We start from the raw sequence: 18,898 nt of genomic DNA on the forward strand, positions 1-18,898 counted from the left end.
AAGCATGTTTTTCGGCAACACAAAACGCATTCACTTTATTGGAATCGGAGGTTCCGGTATGAGCGGCATCGCTGAAGTGCTCATCAACCTGGAATACGAAGTGACCGGTTCAGACCTGTCGCGCACTCCGCTCACCGATCGACTCGAAGGATTGGGAGCAAAAATCCTTTTTGGTCATGAAGCGGGAAATATTGCTGAAAGCCAGGTCGTGGTCGCCTCCAGTGCAGTGAAAGCAGACAACCCGGAAGTCCTGGAAGCCCGACGAAGGATGGTTCCGGTGATCCCACGCGCAGAAATGCTGGCCGAGCTCATGCGGATGAAATACGGAATCGCTATTGCCGGAACTCATGGCAAAACAACAACCACCTCACTGGTCGCAACAGTATTGGCGGGTGGGCACCTCGACCCTACAGTGGTCATTGGTGGCCGACTCAAAAGCGTGGACAGTCACGCCAAAATGGGACAAAGCGAAATCCTGGTGGCGGAAGCAGACGAGAGCGACGGTTCGTTTCTCAAACTGTTTCCAACTATTGCTGTGGTCACCACACTCGATGAAGAGCACATGGATTTTTACGGGACACTCGACAATTTAAAAAACGCGTTTCTGGACTTTCTGAACCGACTGCCGTTCTACGGAACGTCTGTTTTGTGTCTGGACGATCCCAATATTCAGTCCCTCATTCCTAAGCTTGAAAAGCGGCATATCACTTATGGCCTCACCAGCCAGGCGGATTATACCGCGAAAGGGATTGAGATCCAGGGACTGGACACCTGGTTCAATGTACACCATCACGGAGAAGAGCTTGGGCGAATTCACTCCGTTGCACCCGGTCGGCACAATGTCCTGAACACCTTGGCGGCGGTAGCGGTCGGTATGGAATTGAATCTTTCTTTCGATGCGATCGCATCTGCATTGAAAGAATTTAAAGGAGTCAAACGGCGTTTTGAAATTATTCACGATTCAGATGCTTTGATCGTTATCGACGATTATGGACATCACCCGGCAGAAATTCAGGTGACGCTCCGAACCGCAAAAGATGTCTGGCCGGATCGCCGATTGGTGGTGGTATTCCAGCCGCATCGTTATTCACGTACCCAACATTTACTCGGCCAGTTTTTCTCCGCCTTCAACGATGCGGATCATCTACTGGTTCTCGATATATATCCCGCCGGGGAGGAAAAAATTCCAGACATTGATGGAAATCGACTTGCCGAGGGCGTTATGGAATACGGGCACAAGGATGTGCACTACCTCCCCACGGTTCAGAACGCACTGGACCATTTGCTGCAGAACCTTCAACCCGGCGACGTCGTCCTGACTCTTGGTGCCGGGAATGTTTGGGAACTGGAGCAAGAACTGCTTGCCAACCTCCCCGAGGCACTCCGCCAAGGGCCGCCTGAAAAGGATAACCTTTGATGCTACAGGATACCTGGAAAACCCGTCTCTTCCGCTTTGCCCATCTGCAGGCATACGGGCAACCGACTCAGCATGCAACTGCTTCGCAATCTTCCCGGACCATCCTGGGCCGGACCCTTTACAAGAGAAAACCCATGACCCAGTCCAGCCATTGGCTCAACCAGATTAAGGGAGAAGTCCGGTCCAGTGAAATGATGTCTCAACACACCTCGTTAAGAATCGGCGGACCAGCGGACCTCTTTATTTTGCCTCAGGACCTTGACGATTTGAAATTGATCCTGCGCAACCACGGCGTCACTCCACTGTTTTTTCTCGGAGAAGGCTCCAATCTGCTGATCAGCGACAAAGGAGTGCGCGGAATTGTGGTGTCATTGAAACGAGGCTTCAAAAAAATCACCCTGCCGGAGTTTTTCAATAATCCACAAGATGAAGAATGCGCCATCCTTAAAGTCGGTGCTGGGGTGAAGATGTCATACCTGGCCAAATTCGCAGCGAAATATGGACTGACAGGCATTGAAACTCTTGTTGGAGTTCCAGGGTCTCTCGGCGGCGCTCTCATCATGAATGCTGGCGCGGAAGGAACCGAAATCGGCGATGTTGTCAAAAACATCACAGTCCTTCGGAAAGATGGTGATCTTGTGACCTACGACCGCGAGCAACTGGTATTTGAATACCGAAAAACGACATTTCCAGAAAAGCCCTGCGTCATCGTCTACGCTGAACTGGAGCTGAAATCCGGTGACGCAGCGGAAATCCAGGGTCGCATCGACGACTACCTAAAGAAACGCAGCCAGACCCAACCTCTTTCTCTGCCCAATTCCGGATCGGTATTTAAAAACCCGGAAGGAATGAAAGCTGGCAAATTAATTGAGCAGGCCGGGCTGAAGGGTTTCACGGTAGGTGAAGCTTCGGTCTCAATCAAGCATGCAAATTTTATTGTGAATAAAGGGGAAGCCAGCGCAAGCGATGTGCACTCGATTATCGGACACGTCCAGGAAACAGTTAAAGAACAGTTCAATGTTGAATTAAAAACTGAAGTCATTATTGCAGGAGACTGGTAAACAAGTCACACCGGGATAAGCGAGGAACCCGGATGAAAACTGGAGAAAGTTTGAAAATTATTTTGGTCCGCGAATCAAAGGTTACCCTCCTTCCTTTGGTCCCGGTCTCCTGACCCGAAGCCGGGGCGGACCCCAATTTTTGAAAGGCAACAATGGTCGTGAATTCGTTGAAAGGCAAAAATATAGCGGTGCTGATGGGAGGTCTCTCCTTTGAACGGGAAGTGTCCTTAACAACGGGTACCGAAATCCTGGAAGCACTCAAGCGCCAGGGCTTGAAGGCGGTGAAAGTCGACGTCGACCGAAATGTTGCAAGCCGGTTGGCCGAGATCAACCCGGACCTCGCATTCATTGCCCTGCACGGTACTTTCGGAGAAGACGGAGCTATTCAGGGCATGTTGGAATGCCAGCGAATTCCTTATACGGGTTCTGGGGTGCTTGGCAGTGCTCTTGCGTTTAATAAGGTTGCTACCAAACACCTTTTGGATCAGGCGGGGATACCGACACCGCGCTACGAAGTGCACTACCGAGATAGCCACAGACCGGGGGCTCACTCGCTTCCTTTGCCCGTGGTGGTCAAACCTTCGGACCAGGGTTCCAGCATCGGTGTCAGCATTGTGAGAAAAGAATCAGAGTGGGAGCCGGCCATGAGTCTGGCGTTTGAACTTTCAGAAGAAGTCCTGGTCGAAGAGTTTATAGATGGCAAACTTCTGGCCATTGGTATGAAAGAGCGTGAACCCATGCCCGTTGTGCACATAAAACCAAAGTCAGGTTTTTACGATTTTGACTCCAAATACACGGAAGGAAAAACAGAATACGTCTGTCCTGCGTTGATTTCAAAACAAGAAGAAGAAGCCTGCCGCAAGGTTGCGCGCAACACCTTTCGGGTGTTACGTGGACGGGGCTTTCCCAGAGTCGATGTCATTCTTTCACCGGATGGTGTGCCTTATGTCCTGGAAATGAACACTGTCCCAGGGATGACACCGCTCAGTCTGCTACCCATGGCAGCGAAGGAAAGCGGACTTGATTTTGACACGCTGGTTCTTGAAATCGCGAAGACCGCGCAACTCGATTATGCGGAGGAGACTAACTGATGAGTCTCGCTATCGCCGAACGTAAACTGACGCACCCGGGCCGCAAACGCTGGCTCCAGGAAGGTCCCAAAAAACGTAAGGGCAAAACCCAAAAGAAAGAAAAACCGGCTATACGTTCTTTCGATCTGGATTTTGCTGCACTCTTTAAAACAGCAGCCGAAACCTTCGCTCGCGGTGTTCTGGTATTGGCATTTTGTTACGGCGCCTTTCACGGCTACCTGTTTCTGACTTCTTCAAGCCGGTTTGCTGTCTCGCAGATATCCATTGAAGGACTGGACCGATTGAACAAGCAATCGTTGCTGGAATCAATGCCTCTGATTGAAGGAAAAAACTTGTTCCTGCTGGACCTGGAAAGCATAACGGAGCGATTAACGGGTCACCCTTGGGTGAGCGCAGCGTCAGTGCAACGCAAATGGCCAAACGCTGTAACGATTCAAATTGCAGAACGCAAACCCTATGCGCGGATACAACTCGACGATATTTACGTTATGGACAATTTCGGAATTCTGGTCACCCGTTCCCAGGATGAATTCCTGCACCTTCCCTTGATCACAGGAACTTTAAATGAAGCCCCTGATTTGGGACAGCGGGTGGTATCGAACGAAATTCTTAAAGGCTTAAGGGCCATGCATTACCTGAACAGGTTGCCATTTTTTAAAAAGGACCCAGTCACCTCGGTACAAATTACCGGGCCCAGTCTGCTGACCTTTTCGACACGAGAACAAGGTTTAAAGATCCGGATGGCGGCCAATGATGTACAGGCCGGTTTTCAAAATTTTAAAATCATCCTCGACGCATTGAACCCGACACGGGACGGCGTCGACATTATCGATTTATCGTTTCGCAACAAAGTGGTGATCCAACCGAAACCCGGCAACAAGGGTTCCGGCCATCGCCGCAAAGCTTGAACCAAAGGAGGGGTCGCACCCATGTCTAAACATCACAAACTGGTGGTAGGTCTTGATATCGGCACCACCAAAATCTGCTGTATCATTGCCGAAGTCAGCTCGCATGGTGATATAGAAATCATCGGCCTCGGCCAGGCGCCTTCGCGGGGTTTGCGCAAAGGGGTCGTGGTCAACATTGAAAGTACGGTCGAATCCATCAAACATGCGGTTGAAGAGGCCGAATTGATGGCTGGCACCGAAGTGGAATCCGTGTTCGTCGGTATCGCCGGAGGGCACATCAGAAGTCTAAACAGTCATGGCATCATCGCGGTAAAAAATCGCGAGATCAACGCGCAGGATATGGAGCGCGTGATAGAAGCCGCCAAGGCCATTGCTATTCCGCTCGATCGTGAAGTGATTCACGTCCTGCCTCAGGAATACATTGTCGACAATCAGGACGGTATTAAAACTCCCCTGGGCATGGCCGGTGTGCGTCTGGAAGCCAAGGTTCATATTGTCACCGCGGCGGTCACCTCGGCGCAGAATATAGTGAAATGTGTCAATCGTGCTGGGTTAGGCGTCACCGATATCGTGCTGGAGCAATTAGCTTCCAGCGAATCGGTCCTTTCAGCGGATGAGAAAGAACTGGGAGTGGCCATCATCGATATAGGTGGCGGTACCTCGGATCTCGCAATTTTTTATCAAGGGTCTATCAAGCACACTTCGGTATTGGCCATCGCGGGAGCTCAAATGACGAATGACATCGCCATCGGTCTCAGAACGCCCAATACGGAAGCAGAAAAAATCAAACATGTACACGGGTGCGCCTATTCTGCCCTGGTCGATGAAGACGATCACATAGAAGTTCCAGGTGTAGGTGGACGTAACGACATGGCCATTTCAAGACATATCCTGAGCCAGATCATCGAAGCACGGACTCTGGAGATGTTCGAGATGCTCAATCATGAAATTGAAACTTCCGGTTTTCGCGATTTGATTTCATCAGGGATTGTGCTGACAGGTGGTACTTCAAGCCTGCGCGGTATGGCAGCGCTGGCAGAAGAAATTTTTCAAATGCCGGTTCGGGTCGGCACACCAACGGGCTTCGCCGGGCTGGTCGATGTGGTAAACAGTCCGGTTTACGCTACCAGCACAGGCCTGATCCACTATGGGGTACGCAGTCATAGGCAAGGCAACGTTCAGGAATTACAGGGTCGCAATTTATTCGATAAAATCTTCAGCCGTATGAAAGGCTGGGCGGAAGAATTTTTTTAGCCAAAAAGGAGGACAACATGGGTCTGATTGAATTTGATCAAGAAAGTGAATACTCGGCCTGCATCAAGGTCGTGGGAATTGGCGGTGGAGGTACCAATGCCGTCAACTCAATGGTCCGGTCGCACATTCAGGGCGTGGAGTTCATCGTCGCCAATACAGATGTGCAATCGCTGGAAGCATCGCCGTGCACGCACAAATTACAACTGGGTTCAGATTCCACAAAAGGTTTAGGTGCGGGGTCGAATCCGGAAGTCGGTCGCTTCGCGGCAGAAGAAAGCAAGAACCAGATACGCGGCATGCTGGAAGGTGCTGACATGGTGTTCATCACCGCCGGTATGGGTGGCGGTACAGGGACCGGTGGCACGCCGATTGTCGCGGAAATTGCCCGGGAAGTGGGAGCTCTCACTGTTGGGGTCGTCACGCGTCCTTTTGAATTTGAAGGCAACCGGCGACAAAAGCAGGCCAATGAGGGTTTGGAGGAATTGAAAAAAGCGGTGGACACTTTGATCGTGATCCCCAATCAAAAACTCTTAAGCTTCATCGGCAAGCAAACGTCCCTCATGCATGCCTTCAAGGAAGTGGACGATGTACTGCGTCAGGCGGTTTGCAGCATCTCCGACCTGATCGTCATTCCGGGACTCATCAATCTTGACTTTGCCGACGTGAAAACCATCATGTCCGGTATGGGTAAGGCGTTGATGGGATCAGGTATTTCTTCGGGTGAGAACCGTGCGGTCGATGCGGCTCAGAATGCAATCTCGAGTCCGTTACTCGACGATGCAGCGGTCGATGGTGCACAAGGTGTGTTGATTAACATTACCGGCGGCGAAGACCTCACGCTTCATGATGTAAACGAAGCGGCCACGCTGGTACAAAAAGCAGCACATCCAGATGCTCACATTATTTTCGGTTCGGTGATCGACAAATCCCTGCAGGACGAAATGCGGGTCACTGTTATCGCTACCGGGTTTCAGGAAACTTCTTCACAAGGTCTTGAGCTCGTAGCAGGACCCGCAGAGGAATCTCCCATGCCGCTCCGAAAAGTGGTCGGAGGAGAACCGGAACCGGTTGATGCGGTTGCGGAAGAAGGAGAGACGCTCTCTACCTTCAAACGCAACAACCTCAAAAAGCTGGCCAACAGCATTAAGAAAGAAGCTGCGGGAAGTCTGGCCAATGCGGCGAATTTTGACATCCCTACATTTCTAAGAAAACATGCTGACTGAACAAGATTTGTTTTTTTAAGAAGTAACAAGTAAAAACTATAAAAAGCCGCCCAACCGAGGACTCCCCGGATTGGGCGGTTTCTTTTTCTATACGATCACAGTTTATTCAGGTTCCAGTTGTAATCGAGGTAATCAAAGCTGACGTTCTTCAGGGCAACCCGAGTTGAGTTAGGCGCATAAGGATAAAGGAAATTGCTGACGCCTCCCTTAACTTCAAAATCCTCTTCAAACCATTTAAAAATTTTCGAGATATAAACATCCTTGCCACTCACTTTCAATCCTTTACTTGAATTGGCAAGGAACTGACGCATTTGATCATTCAGTTGCCCATCGAGTTGATCTTCTTTATAAGCCTCCGGACGCAGATCAGGACAACTGACCGAAGCACACACAATCGCAACATGAATGCGCGGTTCGCCCATGGGCCGCAATATCTCATGCTCAATTTCATTCAGGGTGACATCCTTGCCACCTACCTGACCAACCTTCTTCTTCCAGACAGATGAAAAAATTCCCCCAGCATCCTTGATGCTTTCGACTGGATAGTGATCCAACACCATCTTTACCGCCATAACGTTGTAGGTATTTATCCAGAACGCCAGTTTTTCTCTACGGGTTTTCAAGGCCTTGGGAGAAAAAACTTTCAAACCAGCAATTAGCTTTATATAGCCCGGGTCCTTCTTAATCTCTACATAATCGACTCCATTTAGTTTCACCCCATCAATTGAGGTCGATTTAACGTGTTTTTTCAGCAACGCGTCCCAACCAGAGAAATCAAAAGCCAAAGCATGGTTCGCCAATAAAATAGTGAACAAAAAGGACAACCCGACAATTTTTGTTTTGGATTTCATATCAAGTTCCTCAATTAAACCATTAAGAAATAACTCTCACAGGCTAGGTCTTCCCTACCTTCACATCCTTACAAAAAAGAGGCCTGGTTTCAAATTAAGAAATCTTAACTTATAAATTCGACTTTCTAATTTATACTCTGGACAGATTTATCTGTCCTGATTTTAAAATACCGGCAAACCTCTTTTTCCAGTTGTGATTATTTGAGTTTTGTACTGCTCAGGTGGCCATTCAAATAGAGCTTCAATCAAGTTTTTACTATTCCCAGTCCCAGCGTTCCAACCCCAATTAAACCGGAGATCCCAAAATGGCTAATTCCTTGGACATCAGTTCATGGCAAAACACGGCTATTCTTTATTTTATGAATTTCCTGCCCTCATTTATACTTGCCATCCTCACCTGTTTTATTGGGATGAAAATTATTAAATGGGCAATGCAATTATTGGAAGCATCCTGCAAGAAAAAAGAAATGGAACCCTCTCTGCAAGGATTCATCCTCAGCGTGAGCACCCTTTTACTGAAGTTGTTTCTACTTATTTCAGTTGCCGGGACTCTGGGTATTGAGACCACCTCTTTTGTTGCCATCATTGGTGCCGCGGGGCTCGCAATCGGCCTGGCTTTTCAAAATACTCTGGGGAATTTTGCTGCGAGTTTTTTAATTCTTACATTCAAACCCTTCAAGACAGGCGACCTGGTTGAACTGGGTGGTCACCTCGGGGTTGTCGACGAAATCCAGATGTTCTGTACGGTGCTCACCACACCAAATGGGAAAACCATTATTCTTCCCAATGGCCCCATCGCCAATGGAACAATTGTCAACTTATCGCGCCTGGCAATCAAAAGGGTCGATTTAACTTTCGGCATCGGGTACAGTGATAATATTGAGGAAGCAAAAAATTCACTACAGCGTGTTATCGATGGGGATTCAAGAATTCTCAAAGACCCAGGATCAACTGTAGCGGTATCCAGCCTGGGAGACAGCTCTGTAAATTTCGTGTTTCGCGTCTGGGTAAAAACAGACGACTACTGGGATGTTTATTTCGCCATGCAGGAACAGGTTAAACTTGAACTGGACCGGAACAAGATTTCCATTCCCTTCCCACAACGCGATGTTCACGTTTTCCAGATGTCGTGATTTTTGAATAATTAAATCTACAGGAGATCGGGGGTTTTTGCCCCCTCCTCCCGATTAAAGGTTATTTAGCGATATGACAATCGACGCAAAAAATTGTTTGTTTATTTCCGATCTTGATGGAACCCTGCTGGAGCCGGGGAGTATATTCCCCGAAAATTCTGTAAAAAGACTCAACGCACTCATCGAACGCGGGCTCAACTTCACGATTGCCACAGCTCGAACATACGATTCTGCCCACCCTCTTTTAAAAAATGTTCTCCTGAATCATCCAGCAGTGTTGTTCAACGGTGTCTTTCTGACCGATTTTCATACCGGTCATAACCTGATAGAAACGGACTTCATCAGTCACGAGGTCGTACACGAAACCATGGAACTACTACGGCCACAAAACATGGATCCGTTTGTCTATATATACGGTGATGAATCGCGGGTAATGCATGGTAAAGCGAGTAATCAGGGAGCGCAAAATTATCTGGACACATTGGAAACAGATCGTCGCCTGTGTCAGGTTGAGCACTATGAGTTTTTAAATGGTGAACGCATCGCCGGGTTCCTGGTCATAGACAAAAAAGACAAGCTTGATCCTATACACGACCACCTCAGTTCCACCTATCCGGAAGACTTAAACCTTTATTTTGCTGAGGACATATGTCACCCGGGGTATTATTGGCTTCAAGCTTTCCATGCACAAACCAACAAAGGCAGTATGGTCAAACGTCTTGCCGAAAAACAAGGGTTTCCGCTGGAACAAGTGGTGGTGTTTGGTGACTACCTGAACGACCTTGAAATGTTTAAAATTGCCGGAAAAGCATTGGCCGTTGAAAACGGATTGGCTGAAGTCAAACAAGTGGCCGATGAAATCATTCCATCCAACGCTGAACAAGGAGTCCTTCAATACCTGGAATCTCTGGAGCTTTGACGACTGCCTTGCCGTTTCAGGAGACAACGAATAAAATAGGTAAATCCTGAAAGCGTTTTTGCGCATCGTAATATATGTGGCACCCACCAAAGACAATTTAATAAGGTAATACCTCATGGCTGAAGACAAGAAAGATAAAGAGCAATTTCCTGAAGAATCCAAAGATACTGTTTATCAACGTGACAAGACTGCTAAAGAGCCACGTGTACAAGCAGCGGAGGAGGAGGCCAAAAAACCCGCTCCCAAACCAAAAATAAAACCGCGTAAGGTTTTTGTTCCTAAAAAAGTAAAAGCAAAAACTCAAAAGCCGATAGAACATCGGACACGCCACATTCTGGTAACAAGTGAAGAAGCTGCCGAAATGCTGCGAAATATTGTGGAAGAATTCCAGGAAGACCTTGCAAAGGAACCCTCCGAAGATCCGGACAAGGTGTTTGAAGACTACGACAAGACTGAAAAGTTTTTCAAACGACTCGCAAAAAAATACAGTTTATGTATGAGCAAACTTGTGGGGGGAGACCTCGACTGGATTTACAAGGAAATGCCCGTTCCGGAAACCCTCACCCCGGAATTGATTGAAGAGATTCTAAAAACGGAAAAGATGTCTGTTCCCAAACCTTTCAAGACGAAACTGGGATATCACCTGCTATTAGTCTGCGAGACCAAAATCAGTACGCGGGAGGTAGAAAAGGAAAAAGATGAAATGGATCCAAGATTGACTCAGATGCTGGAACGAGACCGGTCCGAAACACGCGAACCCGGAAGCGATATGCAAATACCCAGTTAATATAAATGGGAAAGATAAACCCTCATATTGCAAACGTAGAAACAAAAGTAAAACCGCAATTACGTCTTGAAAATGAACAGGATCACGCCCAGGACCACACTGAATGCAACGATCCCACCCATGACGACCAGCATTTTATCGCTGTCCATGACACCCCCCTTAACCAAAGAACCGAAAAATCTATTTTTACCTCAACCAAACCAGCTTGGCAAGAACCCAGAAATAAAAAAAGCGTCAACCGGACTTAAGCCGGCTGACGCTTTTAAATTTGAATTCAAAATACTGAATCAATAATAGATCGTAACCTTTGCGATAGGGTTCAGCCAACGGTGAACACGGCTGTCAAGGTCGCTTACTCCACCCGTAAGGTCAAGATCACCTAAATTTCCCCTGTGAACATGGATCAATGGACTTTCCGGCGAACCCTGCGCTCCGGTTCCACACACACCACCGTTCAACCCAGGGTTCCCCGGCACATTGGGGTCATCCAGAGGGTCGCCTACAAAGGGAGGTTGCCCGGGACAACTCCTGAGTTCATTGTTTGGTTCAGTTCCTGCATCATAGCCGTCCATCCCCAATGTAATTTGTCCGGTACTGTTCAAGGGAACCTGGTAGGAGTTCAAGCCGACAAAACCATCGTTGGTGGGTACCAGCATTCCAGCAATGGAAATATAATCAAGGCCGGGGCCCACGACCAATCCTACGAATATACTTTCTCCCGGAGCCAACGCTCCTACTGCATTTTCTGCCGTGACAGCGAAAGCACCGGCTGCAGTGAGGTCCGTAATCAGCGGGGCGGTGTTTCCAAATTCCGCCATGGCTTCAATAGCAGGTGTGGCCGCGGTTCCCGGCTCGAACATTGCGTTTGGGAAAGCATGAGACGCTACGGCCAATGGGGCGAAATAAATCGCGTTACTCGTATTGGTAACTTTCAATAAAACATTTTTGAACGATTGAGCCTGTGCTGAACCAGCAAATAATGAAAAAATAAGCGAGAAGACAATCGCGGCCAATTTCATGAGAATCCCTCCCAAGGTGGTGAATGGTTTTTCAGGCTATTATTTTACTAGATCCTGGAAGTGGTGTCGGAACTGCCAACGCTTCCTTACATTCATAGGCAAAACCTGTTTTTCTTCTTAAGGCGGTCGTTTCGAATTTGATAAAGGGTTTGGGTTACTTATTTTTCTTCTTTTCCACAGTTCCGATTATCGGGATAGTGAAAATCATCTCATGATCTATTATCAGGGTTTGGTATTAACTGGATTTCAACAACATAGTGGGTGTCTTTTATTTTGGGAGAAGACCCCATAATAGTGGTGTCTGACCTTACCCGAAAAAACCGTTAAAAATTATTTTACAGCTTCAGGTCTGGTTTGATCGTACCTGACAAAATCATTTCAACCGGGGTGGCGTGTTTCTTCTTGGTGTTGCACTCCTTGCAGGCGGGAACGATGTTGCCTTTGGTAGATTTGCCACCACGAGACAACGGCACCACGTGATCCATGGTGATCAAATCCGCTTCGAACGTGCCATGACAATAATGGCAAACACCATCGTTGACGAGGTTCTGCCACCACGTGGTTTTTCGCATCTCGCGCGCACGTTCCTTTTCCCTTTTAATCGTTTCCGGAGCTGGACCGCCTGGCCCCTTCCCTGCTTGTCTACGCGCCATGGACTGTTCCATCCAAATTTTTCAATAAAACAGATGGGTTCAGGTTTTCGCGCACCGCTCGAACTGTCGCCGAAGGACTTCCCTTCGGGAACCAGCGCAGGGAAGCCTGATCGAAACTGAAACTGAGTGCGCCCGATAACCATTCGCGCCAGGTCCAGAAACAACTGCCATAGCCGAATTCAAAAATGGGATCGATGTGCAATTCAAAGGTGCGCCCGCGCGATTCAAACGTCCGCCCCAAAAGATAAAGACTCTGCATCTCCAACCGGTTGGGTAGCCGCCAATCTTTATAGCCTCCCAATCCCTTGCTATTGAGACGGGAAATATAATTCACCGCATCGTACCAGGTCATATAGTTTCCCAATTCCCCATAAGCATAGCTTTCCTGCCACATCAGCCCTGTGTCAGCATCGCGAATGGTGCCATTGCCGTGATCTTCGAAACGTTCTTTCATTATATAAAGGAATCCTTTTTAAAACGGTAACCGCATTGCGGGATATCACCGGGTTCTTCTGGATATTTCAGACAGAGGAGCGGTTTTTCTGGCGAGTCGTGAACTTTACATTGGTTATCCTCCGTCAACTGATCACAGGGAATACTGATTTCGTAAAACAGGGAGTTCTTCTCTACATCCTCCCCAACCACTCGAATGCCGCGATACTTCATATATAAGCGCAATTCTTCCAGGCTGCCATGTTGACGCAGGGTGACATCGCGCACGGCTGTGATGTTGACCGTCTGGCAACATTCCCCACATTGATGGCATTCCCCCTCGCGTACCCACATATTCACATGCCCCTGATTCAGGATTTTTTCCGTTTTTTCGGCCTGGTTCCGGGATAGTCCACAGTCACCGTGGTGTGGATTCCCCCGCGTACAAAAAAGTCGCCAATCACACGCAACCGTCGGGGTTTGATGGCTTTGACAATATCGTCCAGAATCTTGTTGGTCACCGCCTCGTGAAAAGCCCCTTCGTTACGGTAGGACCACAAATACAACTTCAATGATTTCAACTCAATGCAAAGTTTATTCGGAGTGTAGTCGATGTCGATCGTGGCGAAATCCGGCTGGCCCGTCATCGGGCACAGGCAGGTGAACTCTGGGCACTCCATATGGATATCATAATCCCGGTCCGTATGCGGATTTGGGAACGTTTCCAAATCCCTAGATGCTTGTTTTTTAGGCATTTATTGATTTTACTCCAAAAACTTGTGATATTCAGATTGAGATTATTCTCTATTTTTAAATGAAAAAATCAAAAAATAATCAAAAATTTTTTAACCTCACCTTGCCATCCAGAATCAGCGTCTTATTTAAGATAAGCACTCTCCTGTATCAAGTGCTAAAACCCTATTCGGGGCCTCAAAAAATTTTTAAGACGGGTTCATCCCAAAATACAGCTAAATTTACCGCCAGGACAGGTGGGTTTATTTATTTCTAATCAATTTTGAAGTGTAACATCATTTAATAAAGGAGTGGAAGGTTATGAAAATTCGTCCGTTGCAAGACCGCATTCTGGTCCAGCCGATCCTTGAGAAAGAAGTACGCAAGGGTGGCATCATCATCCCCGACTCGGCAAAAGAGAAACCGATCGAAGGCCGTGTCAAGGCTGTAGGCCAAGGCAAACTGGCGGATGACGGCAAGCGCCACAAACCTGACGTCAAGGTCGGCGACAAGGTGCTCTACAGCAAATATGGTGGAACTGAAATCAAACTGGATGGAGAGGATCTCCTGTTGATGCGTGAAGACGACATCCTGGCGGTTGTTGAATAGAACCCGCCCCGTTTCATCTAACAAAAAATCAACCAAACTATACATTCATTAGCAAGGAGTTCATCACATGGCAAAGCAGATTGTATATAACGAGGAAGCCCGCCACAAAATACTGGCAGGTGTCAATCAACTCGCAGACACGGTTAAATTGACGCTGGGACCGAAAGGCCGGAACGTCGTTATCGATAAGAAATTTGGCTCCCCGACCATCACCAAAGACGGTGTGACCGTGGCCAAGGAAATCGAACTGGAAAATCCTTTTGAAAACATGGGAGCGCAGATGGTAAACGAAGTCGCTTCCAAAACAAGTGACAACGCCGGTGACGGCACCACCACAGCAACCGTTCTGGCCCAGGCGATCTTCCGCGAAGGCCTCAAGAATGTGACCGCTGGCGCCAATCCGATGGACATCAAGCGCGGTATTGAAGATGCGGTTGAACTCATCGTTGATGAAATCCACAAACAGGCCAAACCCACCAAGGATAAAAAAGAAATTGCACAGGTCGGCACCATCTCCGCTAACCACGACACGGCAATCGGTGACATCATCTCCGAAGCGATGGACAAGGTTGGTAAAGACGGTGTTATCACGGTTGAAGAAGCCAAAGGTATGGAAACGGCTCTGGAAATCGTTGAAGGTATGCAGTTCGACCGCGGTTACCTCTCCCCATACTTTGTTACCGATGCTGAGCGCATGGAAGCTGTCTGCGAAGACGCTTATATCCTGCTCAACGAAAAGAAACTCACCAACATGAAGGACCTGCTGCCGGTTCTTGAAAAGGTAGCCAAAGCTGGCAAGCCCCTGATGATCATCGCCGAAGACATCGAAGGTGAAGCATTGGCGACTCTGGTAGTCAACAAACTGCGTGGCACCCTGAATGTCTGCGCGGTTAAAGCGCCTGGTTTTGGGGATCGCCGCAAGGACATGCTCAATGACATCGCTATCCTCACCGGGGGTAAAGTCATCACCGAAGACATCGGTGTAAGCCTGGAAAACATCACGCTGAATGATCTGGGCCGCGCCAAGCGTATGACGGTTGATAAGGAAAACACCGTAATCGTTGATGGTAAGGGCAAGCCTTCGGAAATCCAGTCCCGCGTTAAACAGATCCGTACCCAGATTGAAGAGACCACTTCCGATTACGATCGGGAGAAACTGCAGGAGCGTCTCGCCAAACTGGTCGGTGGTGTTGCCATCATCAAAGTCGGGGCTGCGACTGAAACCGAAATGAAAGAAAAGAAAGCGCGCGTTGAAGATGCACTGCACGCGACACGTGCCGCAGTTGAAGAAGGTATCGTGCCTGGCGGCGGAATTGCTTATCTCCGTACCCTGCCTGCTCTCGACAAACTCAAGGGTGATCACGATTACCTGCTCGGAGTCAAACTGATCAAACGCGCGCTGGAAGAACCGTGCCGGCAGATCGCGACCAACGCAGGCCAGGAAGGCACTGTTGTTGTTGAGAAAGTTAAAACTCTCAAAGGCAACCAGGGCTACGATGCCAAGAACGACACCTATGGCGACATGATTAAAGCTGGAATCATCGATCCCGCCAAAGTGTCCCGTACCGCATTGCAGAATGCATCCAGTATTTCCGGGCTGCTTCTGACGACCGAAGCACTCATCACTGACCTGCCTGACGAAAATGAAGGCGCTGGCGGCGGAATGCCTCCAGGAGGTGGCATGGGTGGTATGGGCGGAATGGGTGGCATGGGCGGCATGATGTAATCTGCGCTCCATAAAGTTTTACCAGAACCCCCGGTCCACTTGGGCCGGGGGTTCTTTTTTTGCACAAGGTCACTCCTACCCTTTAGACATCAACCCCGGCTTCAATTCCCCTTTCAAAATCATGTGAACATACTTGTCTTAACCAATTAAAACTCTATCTCAATATTGACAAACCTACCTATTAGTCATAGTTTTCCCTGTAACGCCTGGGGGCGATCTATTTTCAATCCTATTTTTCTTTTCTGTTTCCTTTGAGGGAAGGAGTCTGTCATGAAACGAGTGATTCAAACTGGCATGGCATTACTGGTCATGATTTTTATAACCATGCCCGTACAGGCGCAAACTGTAGAAGAGCGATTAACAGCTCTCGAAACATCGATGGCCAACGTCGAACTGTTATCAACCCAATTGTTTCAACTATTCTCAGCTTTGCAACCGGACATCACCGCCATCCTGAATGCCCTGGCCACCCAACAGTTGGATGTTGCCACCCTGCAGGCCGCGGTCACTGACCTGCAAGCTAAAGATGTGGCCCATGAATCTACCCTGGATGCCCTTGGAGATTTAACCACTGATCATGTTGGAGATATCGCAGCGCTACAAACAAGCCAGGCAACACAGGACACCAGCATTGCTACACTGGTGAGTAATGACAACACCCAGGACAACGATATAACCTTGTTGCAGACCACTGTAACCAGTTTGCTGTCTGAAAACACCAACCAGAACACAGCGATAACAAATATGCAGAATACGCAAGCCAGCCTCGACACTGATGTAACTGATTTAATAACCCGCTTTGTCGGCGTATCCCGCACCAGCGATACCTTGCTGTTCACAGATATGAATCTTCAAATTGTCTCGGGTTCTGGTGAAACCAATGGGCCGATTAACGGACGCGGTAACGTCATTATCGGATACAACGAAACCATCTTCCCTTATCTCGGTGGCGGTATTCCGGTCAGTGAAAAAACTGGATCCCACAACTTGATTGTAGGACAAGGTCATAACTACTCCAGTTATGGAGCAGTAGTTGCCGGACTCGATAACTGGGGATTCGGTCCTTATGCCACGGTTACCGGCGGTCAGCGCAACCGTGCAATTGGAACCAGCGCCAGTGTCAGCGGAGGACAACTCAATATTGCCTCAGGTACCAGCTCTGCTGCCAGCGGAGGACAAAACAACCGTGCTTCAGGATATACGGCTAGTGCCAGTGGTGGCCAAGTGAATATTGCCTCTGGAGAAGGAGCCAGTGTCAGTGGTGGATTTAACAGCGAAGCTTCTGGCTTAATTTCGAGTATCAGTGGTGGGACCGAAAATACCGCTTCAGGAATTACAGCCAGTGTCAGTGGAGGTAAAGTGAATACAGCCTCTGGCGAGGACTCCAGTATTAGTGGTGGAGCTTACCGTTCGGTCGCCGGAGCAGAGAATTGGCAAGGCGGTAGCTTATTCGAGGTAAATTAATCGAGACGCTTTTCATAAAGACTTAAACGACTCACCTCCACTGGGGAGGTGCGCTATGCGCCCTCCCCGTTTTTTCTTTGTATTTTGCTGTTGTAGCGCGTTGCCCCTCTCCCCTGTCTTGACAATCTCCACTTTCCAGACATAATCCATCTAGTTATAAAAAGAAATTAAATTTCCTTCTAACGACCTCTCAGCTCCATAAAACACAAACTCTCTTTAAATATAAAAGGAGTCCATCATGAAAAAGTCCTTACTGGTGGCTGCAGCCTTTCTTTGTTTATTGTTCATTGCTTTGCCTGCACAGGCACAAACCCTGGAAGAAAGAGTCACGGCGTTGGAAACTCAAATGGCCAATGTCGAACTGCTATCAACTCAACTGTTCGATCTGTTCTCGGCCCTACAGCCGGATATCGTTGCCATCCTCAATGCCCTGGCAACACAACAGGGGGAAGTCGCTGCTCTTCAGGCAGCGGTAACGGCATTGGAATCCAGCCAGACCACTCAAAATGGCGATATCGCATCCCTTCAAACCCGGGTGGTGGATCACGGAAACGATATCATTGCACTTCAAGGCAACGACACCACCCAGGACAATAACATCTCATCCCTGCAAACAGAGGTCTCCGCCTTACAGGCAAGTGAAGCAACATTAACTTCTGATGTCAGTGAATTGCAAACGCGATTCACCGGAGTGACGCGAACGGCTGACACACTGCTTTTCACCGATATGAACCTGCAGGTGGTTTCAGGATCTGGCTCTACCAATGGTGCAGTGAATGGGCGCGGAAATATAATCATTGGGTACAACGAAGACATTTTCCCCTTTCTTGGTGGAGGACTTCCGGCAAGTGAAAAAACAGGCTCACATAACCTGGTAGTCGGCAGGGGACACAACTATACCGACTGGGGTGGAATCGTCCTGGGCCTTGATAACGTTCTCGGAGCAAGATATGGATTCGTGGCAGGTCAAAATAATCAGGTGACGACAAGCTACGCCAGCGTCAGCGGTGGACGACGTAACATTGCCTCCGGTTTTCATTCCAGCGTTGGCGGAGGTCAATTGAATGAAGCATCCGGGACCCAGGCAAGTGTCAGTGGCGGGCAAAGCAACCTGGCTTCAGGCTTCAGCGCGAGCATCAGTGGTGGGGAATCCGCAACGGCATCCGGAATTCGTTCCAGTGTCAGTGGGGGCTTTGGTGGGGACGCCTCCAACACCGATGCCACGGTTTGCGGTGGATTCAACAACACGGCTTCCGGAATTTATTCCACTGTCAGTGGCGGACAAAACAATGAAGCGTCGGCTATTTATTCTGCAGTGAGCGGCGGACAACTCAATACCGCTTCCGGCGATTCTTCAAGCGTGAGCGGAGGGTTTAGTCGTGAAGCTCTGGGGGTCCAGGACTGGCGAGCAGGCGGATTGTTCCAGACCAATTGATTTCTAATTTTTCCACATCCCATTTCACCAGACCGGGAAGGCGTGTCATGCGCCTTCCCTTTTTTTAAATTTCCTTGAATTTTGATTCTTTAACTCAATCCCTCATTTCCCCTCGGGAATCTACTCCCTTCCTATATTGACAAGTTTAATCAACTGTCATACGGTTCACAATATCGCCTGGGGA

19 protein-coding genes are annotated in these 18,898 nt (G+C 48.6%); 13 read left to right on the plus strand and 6 right to left on the minus strand.

The window, feature by feature from the left end; translation table 11 throughout:
* Positions 1-4: 4 nt before the first annotated feature.
* The 6 genes from G3M70_01720 (at position 5) to ftsZ (ending at position 6,954) form a co-directional block, all read left to right on the plus strand.
* Complete coding sequence (locus G3M70_01720) at positions 5-1,417, plus strand: UDP-N-acetylmuramate--L-alanine ligase (GenBank protein ID QPJ60673.1); 1,413 nt, start codon at positions 5-7, stop codon at positions 1,415-1,417.
* Positions 1,417-2,478 (plus strand): UDP-N-acetylmuramate dehydrogenase, encoded by a 1,062-nt coding sequence (gene murB, locus G3M70_01725; protein ID QPJ60674.1) that lies wholly within the window; start codon positions 1,417-1,419, stop codon positions 2,476-2,478. Before G3M70_01720 ends, murB begins: the two co-directional genes overlap by 1 nt.
* A 152-nt stretch (positions 2,479-2,630) precedes the next feature.
* A complete protein-coding gene (locus tag G3M70_01730) occupies positions 2,631-3,569 on the plus strand; it encodes a D-alanine--D-alanine ligase (protein ID QPJ60675.1) in 939 nt (312 codons plus the stop codon).
* Positions 3,569-4,477 (plus strand): FtsQ-type POTRA domain-containing protein, encoded by a 909-nt coding sequence (locus G3M70_01735; GenBank protein QPJ60676.1) that lies wholly within the window; start codon positions 3,569-3,571, stop codon positions 4,475-4,477. The genes G3M70_01730 and G3M70_01735 overlap by 1 nt, the downstream gene beginning before the upstream one ends.
* Before the next feature lie 21 nt (positions 4,478-4,498).
* Positions 4,499-5,731 (plus strand): cell division protein FtsA, encoded by a 1,233-nt coding sequence (gene ftsA, locus G3M70_01740; protein QPJ60677.1) that lies wholly within the window; start codon positions 4,499-4,501, stop codon positions 5,729-5,731.
* A gap of 23 nt (positions 5,732-5,754) precedes the next feature.
* Positions 5,755-6,954 (plus strand): cell division protein FtsZ, encoded by a 1,200-nt coding sequence (ftsZ, locus tag G3M70_01745; GenBank protein ID QPJ63674.1) that lies wholly within the window; start codon positions 5,755-5,757, stop codon positions 6,952-6,954.
* 95 nt (positions 6,955-7,049) lie between these two features.
* On the opposite strand, the gene G3M70_01750 is transcribed toward ftsZ, so the two are convergent.
* Positions 7,050-7,805 (minus strand): DUF547 domain-containing protein, encoded by a 756-nt coding sequence (locus G3M70_01750; protein QPJ60678.1) that lies wholly within the window; start codon positions 7,803-7,805, stop codon positions 7,050-7,052.
* A gap of 359 nt (positions 7,806-8,164) precedes the next feature.
* On the opposite strand from G3M70_01750, the gene G3M70_01755 reads away from it, so the two are divergent.
* From G3M70_01755 to G3M70_01765, 3 genes are all read left to right on the plus strand, one after another.
* Entirely contained in the window at positions 8,165-8,938 is a 774-nt protein-coding gene (locus G3M70_01755) for a mechanosensitive ion channel (protein QPJ63675.1), read from the plus strand.
* Between the two features lie 73 nt (positions 8,939-9,011).
* Entirely contained in the window at positions 9,012-9,857 is an 846-nt protein-coding gene (locus G3M70_01760; protein ID QPJ60679.1) for an HAD family hydrolase, read from the plus strand.
* A gap of 115 nt (positions 9,858-9,972) precedes the next feature.
* Positions 9,973-10,644, plus strand: coding sequence for a hypothetical protein (locus G3M70_01765; protein ID QPJ60680.1), 672 nt, complete (start codon positions 9,973-9,975; stop codon positions 10,642-10,644).
* A gap of 287 nt (positions 10,645-10,931) precedes the next feature.
* Here the strand turns inward: G3M70_01765 and G3M70_01770 are convergent, their stop codons facing one another.
* From G3M70_01770 to queF, 5 genes are all read right to left on the minus strand, one after another.
* The gene (locus G3M70_01770; protein QPJ60681.1) at positions 10,932-11,663 is read right to left on the minus strand and encodes a hypothetical protein; all 732 of its coding nucleotides are present in this window, start codon (positions 11,661-11,663) and stop codon (positions 10,932-10,934) included.
* A gap of 335 nt (positions 11,664-11,998) precedes the next feature.
* Entirely contained in the window at positions 11,999-12,316 is a 318-nt protein-coding gene (locus tag G3M70_01775) for an HNH endonuclease (protein ID QPJ60682.1), read from the minus strand.
* A complete protein-coding gene (locus G3M70_01780; protein ID QPJ60683.1) occupies positions 12,306-12,770 on the minus strand; it encodes a DUF1566 domain-containing protein in 465 nt (154 codons plus the stop codon). The genes G3M70_01775 and G3M70_01780 overlap by 11 nt, the downstream gene beginning before the upstream one ends.
* Entirely contained in the window at positions 12,770-13,102 is a 333-nt protein-coding gene (locus tag G3M70_01785; GenBank protein QPJ60684.1) for a hypothetical protein, read from the minus strand. Before G3M70_01785 ends, G3M70_01780 begins: the two co-directional genes overlap by 1 nt.
* Before the next feature lie 17 nt (positions 13,103-13,119).
* Positions 13,120-13,503, minus strand: coding sequence for an NADPH-dependent 7-cyano-7-deazaguanine reductase QueF (gene queF / locus G3M70_01790; GenBank protein QPJ60685.1), 384 nt, complete (start codon positions 13,501-13,503; stop codon positions 13,120-13,122).
* A gap of 298 nt (positions 13,504-13,801) precedes the next feature.
* On the opposite strand from queF, the gene G3M70_01795 reads away from it, so the two are divergent.
* The 4 genes from G3M70_01795 (at position 13,802) to G3M70_01810 (ending at position 18,714) form a co-directional block, all read left to right on the plus strand.
* Complete coding sequence (locus G3M70_01795) at positions 13,802-14,089, plus strand: co-chaperone GroES (protein QPJ60686.1); 288 nt, start codon at positions 13,802-13,804, stop codon at positions 14,087-14,089.
* 67 nt (positions 14,090-14,156) lie between these two features.
* On the plus strand, positions 14,157-15,815 hold the full coding sequence (groL, locus tag G3M70_01800; GenBank protein QPJ60687.1) for a chaperonin GroEL: 1,659 nt from the start codon (positions 14,157-14,159) through the stop codon (positions 15,813-15,815).
* Positions 15,816-16,085: 270 nt separating this feature from the next.
* Positions 16,086-17,279: a hypothetical protein gene (locus tag G3M70_01805; GenBank protein ID QPJ60688.1), complete on the plus strand. Its 1,194-nt coding sequence runs from the start codon at positions 16,086-16,088 to the stop codon at positions 17,277-17,279.
* A gap of 238 nt (positions 17,280-17,517) precedes the next feature.
* The gene (locus G3M70_01810) at positions 17,518-18,714 is read left to right on the plus strand and encodes a hypothetical protein (protein ID QPJ60689.1); all 1,197 of its coding nucleotides are present in this window, start codon (positions 17,518-17,520) and stop codon (positions 18,712-18,714) included.
* Positions 18,715-18,898 lie beyond the last annotated feature (184 nt).

The organism is Candidatus Nitronauta litoralis (assembly GCA_015698285.1).
GTDB classification, from domain to species: domain Bacteria; phylum Nitrospinota; class Nitrospinia; order Nitrospinales; family Nitrospinaceae; genus Nitronauta; species Nitronauta litoralis.

Coding starts and splice junctions, on each gene's coding strand:
- G3M70_01795 (QPJ60686.1), top strand. CDS start 13,802: ATGAAAATTCGTCCGTTGCAAGACCGCATTCTGGTCCAGCCGATCCTT.
- G3M70_01760 (QPJ60679.1), top strand. CDS start 9,012: ATGACAATCGACGCAAAAAATTGTTTGTTTATTTCCGATCTTGATGGA.
- G3M70_01765 (QPJ60680.1), top strand. CDS start 9,973: ATGGCTGAAGACAAGAAAGATAAAGAGCAATTTCCTGAAGAATCCAAA.
- G3M70_01720 (QPJ60673.1), top strand. CDS start 5: ATGTTTTTCGGCAACACAAAACGCATTCACTTTATTGGAATCGGAGGT.
- groL (QPJ60687.1), top strand. CDS start 14,157: ATGGCAAAGCAGATTGTATATAACGAGGAAGCCCGCCACAAAATACTG.
- G3M70_01755 (QPJ63675.1), top strand. CDS start 8,165: ATGAATTTCCTGCCCTCATTTATACTTGCCATCCTCACCTGTTTTATT.
- G3M70_01750 (QPJ60678.1), bottom strand. CDS start 7,805: ATGAAATCCAAAACAAAAATTGTCGGGTTGTCCTTTTTGTTCACTATT.
- queF (QPJ60685.1), bottom strand. CDS start 13,503: ATGCCTAAAAAACAAGCATCTAGGGATTTGGAAACGTTCCCAAATCCG.
- G3M70_01805 (QPJ60688.1), top strand. CDS start 16,086: ATGAAACGAGTGATTCAAACTGGCATGGCATTACTGGTCATGATTTTT.
- G3M70_01780 (QPJ60683.1), bottom strand. CDS start 12,770: ATGAAAGAACGTTTCGAAGATCACGGCAATGGCACCATTCGCGATGCT.
- G3M70_01730 (QPJ60675.1), top strand. CDS start 2,631: ATGGTCGTGAATTCGTTGAAAGGCAAAAATATAGCGGTGCTGATGGGA.
- G3M70_01770 (QPJ60681.1), bottom strand. CDS start 11,663: ATGAAATTGGCCGCGATTGTCTTCTCGCTTATTTTTTCATTATTTGCT.
- G3M70_01810 (QPJ60689.1), top strand. CDS start 17,518: ATGAAAAAGTCCTTACTGGTGGCTGCAGCCTTTCTTTGTTTATTGTTC.
- G3M70_01775 (QPJ60682.1), bottom strand. CDS start 12,316: ATGGCGCGTAGACAAGCAGGGAAGGGGCCAGGCGGTCCAGCTCCGGAA.
- G3M70_01785 (QPJ60684.1), bottom strand. CDS start 13,102: ATGTGGGTACGCGAGGGGGAATGCCATCAATGTGGGGAATGTTGCCAG.
- murB (QPJ60674.1), top strand. CDS start 1,417: ATGCTACAGGATACCTGGAAAACCCGTCTCTTCCGCTTTGCCCATCTG.
- G3M70_01735 (QPJ60676.1), top strand. CDS start 3,569: ATGAGTCTCGCTATCGCCGAACGTAAACTGACGCACCCGGGCCGCAAA.
- ftsA (QPJ60677.1), top strand. CDS start 4,499: ATGTCTAAACATCACAAACTGGTGGTAGGTCTTGATATCGGCACCACC.